Below are 9,425 nucleotides of genomic sequence, written 5' to 3'. Positions count from 1 at the left end.
CCTGTGCGGCCCTGGTAGACGGCCATCCCCTGCCCCACTTCGGCAGTCAGTCGGTCGCTTCCCGCCGCCCCTGCCTGGAGCAGCAGGTCACGTTTCTCGGAATAACCCAGCCACGTCCCGAAGACTTCTTTTCCGGGCAGTGTCCACGCTTCCTGACCGGTCTTTGCATCGAAGGCGACGATCCGGTACGTGTCCGGATTGGACTTCCCGCGTCGCTTCAGAAACTCTTCGACGGGTTTCGGATTCTTGTCGAGAGCGAAAACCAATCCGTTTCCAGCGACGATGCCGTTGTGCCAGAAGCTATGGGCCGCGTCGATTTTCCAGAGCTGTTCGCCCGAATGGCGGTCGAAGCCGACGAGTGACATACTTGCCGCGCGGTCGAGACTTTTCGCTCCAAATACAGCGCGCTTGGGGTCCGCCTTGTCAGGTTCAAGCTCATGTCGCTTCTGGTATTGGGCGAAGCCAACGCCCCCAATCAGTACGTCTTCGTAGACGCCGATGAAGCCCCACTCATGGGGCTGGTTCGGATCGTGCTGAGGGAGCGTGATCGTGGTCAGATCTTCACCCGTGGCGGGATCGAGGACATGGCAGGTGACTCCCTCGACAATGTAGATCCGGTCTGCGGTCACGACAAAATTCGTTCCCCGCGCATTGGCACCAGGAATGTGAATCTGGTTGTACGACGGGTCAAGCGGTGTCTCTTTGTACGTTTCGTCGAAGTAGACATCTTTCGTTCCAAGATTCTCGAAGTTGCGGTGCCATAGCTTGCGGCCGGTGTAAACATCGCGGGCAGAGAGCGAATTGATTCCCTCAATGAACAAGCGGCCGCCGACCACTTGTTCGGTCGGGCCGTGTCCATGACGGGGAAGCACGTCTTCGTGATTGGATCCGCCAAACCAGAGCACGCCGAGTGGCAACTTGACTCGCTGGTCAGAGGATTTGTTCGTGTTCCCGATATCGCCATTCTGATGTGTCCACGTCCCTGACCCGGGAAGCGCCCCGACTCGCCGAACCACGATGCCATGTTCGGCCTTCTCGATCTGCGCCGACTCCAGCTCCAATGCCGCGACTTGCTGGATGAGCTGTTCCCGGTCAGCAGCAGGGGCGAGCAGGTACATCACCCCGCCATAAGGGCGTACTGAATCGTAGAACCGCGCGAGCAATTCTGGAGTCGAGCAGAGTGCAGGTGTCAATTCGGCACCGACAAACAGCATGTTGGCCAGGTACGGAGGAGAGAGAAACTCGGCAGGATTGGAACGCCGAACCGTCACCCGACCGAGAATTCCTGCTGTATCGAAGTGCCGACGCAGCCGGTCGACTCGGTCCTGCTCGGGATCAATCACCGACAATTCAACGAACGGCGACTCATTGGCGACAGCGGTAACGAGCGATTCGTCAGCGGCACCCAGCCACAACGAATAGCCTTCCGCCCGACCGGCGTTCAAGACGCTCTTTGCCGTTCCCGCAGCCTCGTCTGAGACCTCCAGCGTGGTGAAGGTTTCTTCCTGGACTGCGTCGGTGGGAGTAGAAGTGTTTCTGAACGCGTAGAGGTGTCCTTCGAGCGTGACAGCGATCAGCGTCTCATTCGCGGCAACCAGTCGAACCACGCTTCCGGGAACGGAGGCTGTCCACGCGATCATTGCCTGGGTTCCGGTTTGCGGCAGCTGGATGGCAGACAATTCTGTGCGGACTTCGGCGCCCGGATGTTCTGACGGCTTGCCGGCCGCATAGAGATGATCGCCGGCAAGAATCAGGTCCCCCCGACCGTCTGCCGCGATGTGCCAGAGAGACTCTTTGCTGCGACTGTCAAACGCGCGGATAAGGGGCGTGGTGTCTTTCTCGAGAACCGCATAAATGCGATCACCGGCGAGCACCGGTTCATCGGGCAGGAAGGCGGTCTTGACGCCGGTCTGCAACGAGAATTCGCGTGTCCCCTTCAATCGAGTGTGCACAAACCATGACTCTTCGTTCGCAGCCACGAAAGAACCACCGGTCCCCTTGCCTCCCGCTGCCAGTTCAAAATACAAAAACTTCCCCGTGTGACGGTTGAAGGCCGCCGGGACAGAACGACCTCCCGGAATCAGCAGCACATCCTGCGTCGCGACGAGCGACCCCTGCGGTGCGACACCGGCGAACGAAGGGGCTCCATGTGGCTGAAGGATATACTGTGCACCCGATTCATCATTGACCCATTCGACTTCACCGGTTTCCGCATCCAGTGAGTAGATAAACGTTCCCATGAACGGCCAGATACTGGCGGCGAAGTAGAGATGCCCGTCTCGCAAGACCGGGCCACCCCGCATGGGCCACATCGAGATCAGACGCTGGTTGCCCAGAATCTGTCGACCATTGGGTCCCCCCCGAAATCGCCAATGCAAGGAACCATCCTCGGCATTGACGCAATACATGTGACCGTCGTCACTGGCGAAATAGACACGGTTGTTCCAGGCGACTGGCGCGAGGCGAATGGGGCCGTCTGCGTAGAAGGTCCATGATTCTGCTCCCGTTTTGAGGTCGTATGCGACGACTTTGTCTCGATCGTTGAACGCCAGAAACAGACGACCCCCCATGACAATCGGTTCAAAAAAACGATCGAACGTCATGAGGTCCAGGTTGAGAGGATCATCCCACGTCTGCTTGCGGGGAGAAAATTTTCGCGACCAGATCTGCTTGAGTCCGTCGGGCAGCGACTCGGGAGCCGCCGCACTGCGCGTTGAGTCATACCGCCACATCGGCCAGTCCGCAGCCTCGACCGTCATTCCTGAAAGCAGCAGACAAACACAGGCCAAGAGGGAACGGCCGCAGTTCAAAAACCGATTCATCGTCTGGTGGCTCCTGGCCATGGCAAGTTCGAGAACCTCTCGAACAATCCTATCCGTTCAAAAGGCAACTTCATTCCGTACAACTTTACCGTCACACAATTTTTTGAATACGCTGACGCGATGAAGAAGTGACGAATGACTGCTCAAAAATTCATGAAGCTTTCACCTGGGCAGATTCCTCGACGGGGGCGAGTCTGTCTGAGACATTCGTGCTGTCAACCTTGATTACCGTATCGCAGAAGAGATGAGGCATCCATGTCACTCCGTTCCTCCTGGTTCCTGACGAGAAGTCTGCTGCTGTCGACGTGCATTCTGGCAGCAGCATCGATCTCCGCACAGCCACAGCAGACGCAATCTTCCGCAACCGCCGATCATCCCGATTCATTACCGGGGCGGCCTTATGCGGCCGTGGGTGCCAATTTTTACCCCGGATTTGATGGCTACGCACGAGCCGTGACAACCTCGTCACCCGAAGCGCAGCGCTGGTTCAATCAGGGAATTCAGCTTCTCTATGGGTACAATCATGACGAAGCGATTCGCTCGTTTGAAAAAGCGACCGAGATCGATCCGTCCTGTGCCATGGGCTGGTGGGGTTCCGCCTATGCCCGGGGGCTGCACATCAACAATCCCGTGATGGGGGAAGAACAAAGCAGGCTGGCGTATGAGGCGGCCCAAAAGGGGCTGCTCGCCCTGGACGACGAGACCCCTGGTGAGGTGGCTCTGGTTCGTGCGGTGGCTCAGCGGTACGCCTGGCCCGTTCCCGAGGATCGTACGCCACTTGATCAGGCGTACGCTGATGCCATGGAACGGGCCTGGCATCAGTTTGCTGACGATCCCGACATCGGTGTGCTCTTTGCCGAAGCGCTGATGAATCTTCAGCCGTGGGACCTCTGGACGACAAAAGCCGCTCCGAAAGGTCGGGCACTGGAAATTGTGGGCATCCTCGAACGAGCACTGGCGAAGATGCCCCACCACCCCGGTGCCAATCACCTTTATATCCATGCCATTGAAGCTTCACCCTGGCCTGAACGCGGGACCGCCGCGGCCGATCGTCTGCTGCATCTGGTCCCCGGATCGGGGCATCTGGTCCACATGCCTTCGCATATCTACATCCGTACGGGCCGCTACGCCGACGCCGTCGAATCCAATGAACGAGCCATCCAGGCGGATGAAGTTTACTTCCGGCTCGCACTCCCACCCGATTTCTACAGTGCCTACTTCCTGCACAACATTCATTTTCTTTCCTATGCCGCCATGATGGAGGGGCGGTATCAGATTGCGATCGACGCGGCACGCAAAATTGAAAAGCAGGTCCCGCATGAGTTCCTGAAAAAATACGTCACCCGTGTCGACGGACTGATGCCGACCGCCCTGCACGTACTGATTCGGTTCGGAAAATGGAACGAAATCCTTGACGAACCCGAGCCCCAGGAATGGCGACTCTTCAGTCGGGCCGAGCGGCATTACGCCCGCAGCCTCGCCCTGACAGCGCTGGGAAGGCTGAACGAATCACGCGAAGAGCTGCGGTTGTTCGATGTCGTGGCCGAACAGATCAATGAGGAATGGCTCGTCGGCAACAACCCGGCAAAGGACGTCCTCGTCATTGCCCGCAAGATGGCGGAAGGCGAACTGGCGTTTCGCGAAGGAAGGCGAGATGAGGCATTTGCCCTGTTAAGAGACGCGGTCGCGCTGGAAGAAGAATTGCGGTACGACGAACCTCCCGGTTGGATGCAGCCTGTGCGGCACGCGCTGGGAGCACTGTTGCTGGCCGATAATCGGCCCGCCGAAGCGGAACACGTATATCAGGCCGATCTCCTGCGGCATCCTGAAAACGCCTGGTCGTTGCTGGGCCTGCAGCAGTCACTCGGACGGCAGGGCCGAACCGAACTTGCTGATGCCCTGGGGGAACGGGTGAAGCGAGCGTGGGGGCGGGCCGACGTCAAACCGGTTGCCAGTTGCTACTGCCATCCGGATGCCCTGCTTCAACAGTAGATCGGGCAGAGCCGCTTCTGCCGTGCCGAATTGTCATTTCTACTTGTCGCGTTGCGTCGAGGTTCGTGCATTTCCAAAAACGAGACCTCGCTGATTTCGAGTGCATAAAGCCTGCCCGAGTGGTTCCTTTGATTGCAGAGATCGTTTGTCCGAGACAGCCGTAAATTTTGCAGTTGAAGAGAAAGCATGATTGACGAACCCTCTGTACCGAGCGATTGCAATACCGACATCAGCGACCATTTATTGCTGAACCGATACACCCGCTCCGGTTCTCCTGAACCCTTCCTCCACCTGATGCGTCGCCATATGGGGCTGGTTTACGGGACGTGTCTGCGAATCACCGCGAACGTTCACGACGCTGAGGACATCTCACAAGAGTGTTTCTTTGACCTGGCCCGTCAAGCGGCGGAAATACGAACGTCCGTCGTGGGGTGGCTGCATCAGGCCGCCACGAATCGCGCACTGAACCGACTTCGCAGCGACAAACGGCGTCAGCACCATGAATACTCCAGCTGTCTGCAAAAAACGAGTCCCTCAGAAAGCACGGACTCGACACCGACGGAGGCATCGTGGAGCGAACTCTCCCCGGTCGTCGATGAAGTGCTGAGTAAGCTGCCAGAACAACTTCGTTCACCAATCCTGATGCACTATTTGGAAGGATCGACTCAAGGCGAAATCGCGAACCTGCTGGGGGTGAATCAATCAACGATTTCACGGCGACTGAATATCGGGATCGAACGCCTGAGAGATGAGCTTCGACGGATGGGAATCGTCGTACCCACGGCGACGCTGCTGTCCTGGCTTTGCGCTTCAACCGATGTCGCGGCATCGCCTGCCTTGACCGCATCGATTTCCAAAATCGGCCTGATGGGGGTCGGGACATCGACGATTTCGGCGACCGGTGGATGGTCAGTGCTCTCATCGCTCTATTCGATCATGAAAGCGACCATCGCGTTACTGTTTCTTCCGGTTGTGGCAGGTGTCTACTGGGGCGAGCTCGCCTTTTTGATTGTCTTGGCGCTTTGGTGCGCCTACCTTGGCTGGCGTCGGCCAGAATGGGTTCGCATTCTCTGTTTCACTCGACAAGATCCCAATATCTACGAGTGGCCATTCTTTCCATTCTCAAGCTGGAATTGGGCATCACCGCCGCCCGAATGGCGGATTTGGATGACATATCACTTTGTCATTGGAATAGAACTGCTTGGGCTGACAATGCTTCCCATCGGGATCCGATTGTGGATTCTGCCGATCGCGGGTGCATTGTGGCATCTCTTCATGGCGATACGGATTTGGTGGCAAGTTCGCCAATGTCGACAGGCACCGCCCGTCGAGTCGCAATTGCCGATCCCGCCCGTCGATGGCGCGCTCTTGTTAACTTATACATTTGTCGGGCTGCTGCTGTTCGCAAAGCTCTGTTCGTCACCGTGGCTTTTCTCTCGAGCGGCCGACAGTACGGACTGGTTCTGGATGTCCGTGGGATGTCTTATCACCTGGGTAACTCTCCTGATTGGGATCGCAGTTCTTGTGATCTGCCGTTACCAATCCTGGCTCAACCAAGGCGCTGTTGATCCTGTGGTGATACAGCGGATGAGAGAACTGGAACCGCCCCGTTGGGTTCTTTGCGCCATGTTGGGAATTCCCTTGCTGGCGGCCTTATCAGTCACGTTTGTCGTGCTGATGCTCGACGTGACGCCTGTGGTGGTTCCGTTCGGTGACAACGTCGTGAGCGTAATTCGACGGACGATGTTCTTCGCCAATCTGTTCGCACTGGACTTGATTGCTTTAGGGGTACTGCCCCTCGCCTATCTTCGGCACCGAATTCCGAAAATCCTCTGGGGGGTGGCAGCGGGATCGATGGGATTGATCGGAATGCTGCACATGGGACTCTTCTCAAAAACGGTATTCTCTGCTCCTGAGATCAGGGCTCAGGTCTATTATCACAAGCCTCCCCGGCTGGAGTTTTCCAAGTCGGAATTTGCACTTTGGGCTCCACCCAATCTGCTCGAAAATGATTCGTTGAAACCAGAGAACCCCTACTTAGGTTCGAACCTGACACTCGAAGTCAGGCATGCTGTTCCCTCCACGATCTCCATCGAATTCGGCAGTCATCAAGTCCGGCTTCAGTCGCCAGTCTTGGACCGCCATAGACTGGCTGAAACCACTGCCCTTGTAATGATCGTACCTCATGAGTTTCAGAGCGGAGTTCCTTCTCAACTGCAGGTGACGTTCATCCTTGTCGGTCCGAACAGGTCGCAGCAAATGAAGCAGTTTCACTTGCCGCTACCGAAGGACATGACCGCAATCGAGTGGAATGAACAGTTTCGGTTTTGTGATTTCCACGAGGAAAACGCTCACCCGATTTCCGCACCGGTACAACTCGGCACCATCCAGGGCGAGCCACTCATCTTCAACGTTCTGGCCGACAGTCTGCCTGATCAGGCAACTCCCTAATTCTTCATCAATTCCAAGACCGCCGGACCGGCCTCTCGAGCAGTATCAGAGCTCTGCCCAGCATCGCCGATGCCTCAATCAGCCGTGCCGACGGCGTCTTGTTGCAGTTCAACCATTAAGTCCTGAGACATCCGATCCCCGGGATTGATCACGACTTGATCATTTTCCGAAATCCCTGTCGCGATCCCGATCTGCTTGCCGATGTCTCCTGCGACTTCAATGACCCGTAACTCAATCTTGTTATCGGGGCCGACGACGGCGACCTGTGTTCCGCCCGAGTTGAAAATGAGTGCTGAAGCGGGGACGAGCAGCGGTGGACTGTAGCGCTGCACTTCCATCTGAACCTGAACGTACGAGCCGGTCAGCAGAGCACCGTCGTCATTCGGGACTTGAATCTCGGTCAGCAGTGTCCTGGTCAGGGGATCGATCGCGCGGGCCGTACGTGTCACAACGCCTTGAAAGACACGGCCCGGAATGTCACGTGCCCTCACTTCGGCTGTCAGGTCCTTCACCACGCCCGCCGCGTAGGCCTGTGGAACATTGATGAAGACCCGGACCGGATTGGTGCGAGCGATACGGAACAGTGCTTGCCCCGTGCCGTTCCCCGACGAGACCAGCTTCCCTGTCTCCAGAAATCGCCCCACAACCGTCCCCTCGAACGGAGAATGGATCCTGGAGAACGACAGCAACTCCTGCATGTGCTGCACGTTCGACTTGTTGACGGCAACGGTCGCTTCCGCCAGTCGAACGTTTGCTTCTCCCACGGCGAGATTGTTTTCCGAATCGTCCAGATCCTGCTGTGCGGCGTTCTTGCGGGCGACCAGCGTTCGCAGTCGGTTTGTGGTGATCTTTGCCAGATTCACTGTTGCGCGAGCCCGTTCAAGACTGGCCAGGGATTCTGCCAGTGCGGCTTCACTCTGTTCATACTGGGCTCGCACTTCGGGCGTATCGATCTCGGCAATTAACTGGCCTGCCTCAACTTCATCACCGATGTCCACCAGCCAGCGTTTCACGTAGCCCGTGGTGCGGGGAAAGAGGGTGATCTCTTCCATCGCCTGCACGTCGCCCGGAAGTGTGACCACAGCAATCGGCGTTGCCGGGACGGGCTTGGTCACGCGGACAGTCGGCAGTGAGTTCTTGATCTCGTGTGCTTCGTGCTCAAGCTGCGCGGTGACTCGCTGGCGTGGAAGCCAGCCCGCAAAGAACAGCCCGACCAGACTGCACCCAGCCAGTAGCATCACGGCCAGAATGGTCCCCCATGACAGCCCTTGCGCGGGCTTCTGGATGACTTCCTCGTGACTATGCTGTTCATGAGCCTGATGTTTTTGAGGCTCAGCCGTCCGCACACGTGGCGGTGCATGTGTTTTTGAGACACCGGGTGAATCAATTTCCTGAGCAACTGACATCATGTGTCCTTCATCGAAAACTTAACGCGACTGACTTGGTGCATTCGCGGTCTTGGGAATGGAGCTGCGAGCGACTTCGATCGCGGCCGTCGGTCCCTACTCGACTTACCGGCCGCGGGGTGGCGTCTAACACGAAACGGGCAAAGCCTGCGAAGAAAACAGAAAACTCTCGTCCATGTGGCGTCGCATTCCTCCTTGACCGCACCTGCCTGCGGAAAATTGACGAGATCGGCCCGTTTCTAAATTTCCGGTCTCCAGCGGTTTATGCTGTGATGAGGGGTTCCTCAGTCCATCAGTTCGGGTTCCAGTTCGATTTTTTTCGGGTGCTGTCTCAGTACGCTGTACACGACCGGGACGAAGAACAAGGTGGCAAACGTCGCCATCATCAGGCCGCCGATCACCGCCCGGCCCAGTGGAGCGTTCTGCTCCCCCCCTTCTCCGATCCCCAGCGACATCGGCAACATCCCTAACACCATCGCCAACGCCGTCATGATCACAGGACGCAGTCGGGTAACTCCCGCAGACCACGCCGCATCAATCGAATTCATGCCTGCCAACTGCTGATCGTTCGCGAACGTCACCAGCAGAATTGAGTTAGCGGTGGCGACCCCGATACACATGATCGACCCCATCAGCGCAGGAACGCTGATCGTGGTCTGAGTGACGAACAGCATCCAGAGGATGCCGCTGAGTGCACCTGGCAGAGCCATCAGAATGATGAAGGGATCGAGCCAGGACTGACAATTCACCACCA

5 protein-coding genes are annotated in these 9,425 nt (G+C 57.3%); 2 read left to right on the top strand and 3 right to left on the bottom strand.

The genetic code is table 11. From position 1 onward, the window contains the following. Nucleotides 1-2,822, bottom strand: a 2,822-nt coding sequence (locus VGE80_RS17180) for an outer membrane protein assembly factor BamB family protein (RefSeq protein WP_440593524.1), incomplete at its 3' end; no start/stop codon positions are given. Nucleotides 2,823-3,077: 255 nt separating this feature from the next. Between VGE80_RS17180 and VGE80_RS17175 the strand changes: the two genes are divergently transcribed. After that, complete coding sequence (locus VGE80_RS17175) at nucleotides 3,078-4,814, top strand: tetratricopeptide repeat protein (RefSeq protein WP_440593523.1); 1,737 nt, start codon at nucleotides 3,078-3,080, stop codon at nucleotides 4,812-4,814. 186 nt (nucleotides 4,815-5,000) lie between these two features. Then, nucleotides 5,001-7,265: an RNA polymerase sigma factor gene (locus tag VGE80_RS17170; RefSeq protein ID WP_440593522.1), complete on the top strand. Its 2,265-nt coding sequence runs from the start codon at nucleotides 5,001-5,003 to the stop codon at nucleotides 7,263-7,265. 74 nt (nucleotides 7,266-7,339) lie between these two features. Here VGE80_RS17170 and VGE80_RS17165 read toward each other — a convergent pair whose 3' ends face one another. Both VGE80_RS17165 and VGE80_RS17160 read right to left on the bottom strand, forming a co-directional pair. Beyond that, nucleotides 7,340-8,674: an efflux RND transporter periplasmic adaptor subunit gene (locus VGE80_RS17165; RefSeq protein ID WP_440593521.1), complete on the bottom strand. Its 1,335-nt coding sequence runs from the start codon at nucleotides 8,672-8,674 to the stop codon at nucleotides 7,340-7,342. 281 nt (nucleotides 8,675-8,955) lie between these two features. Continuing rightward, nucleotides 8,956-9,425: efflux RND transporter permease subunit (locus tag VGE80_RS17160; RefSeq protein WP_440593520.1), on the bottom strand; the 470-nt coding region annotated here is incomplete at its 5' end.

Origin of the sequence: Schlesneria sp. (assembly GCF_036405755.1) — a bacterium.
Classification (GTDB): domain Bacteria; phylum Planctomycetota; class Planctomycetia; order Planctomycetales; family Planctomycetaceae; genus Schlesneria; species Schlesneria sphaerica.
The sequence above is the reverse complement of the archived record's forward strand: the minus strand, read 5'-3'. Positions and strand labels throughout refer to the sequence as shown.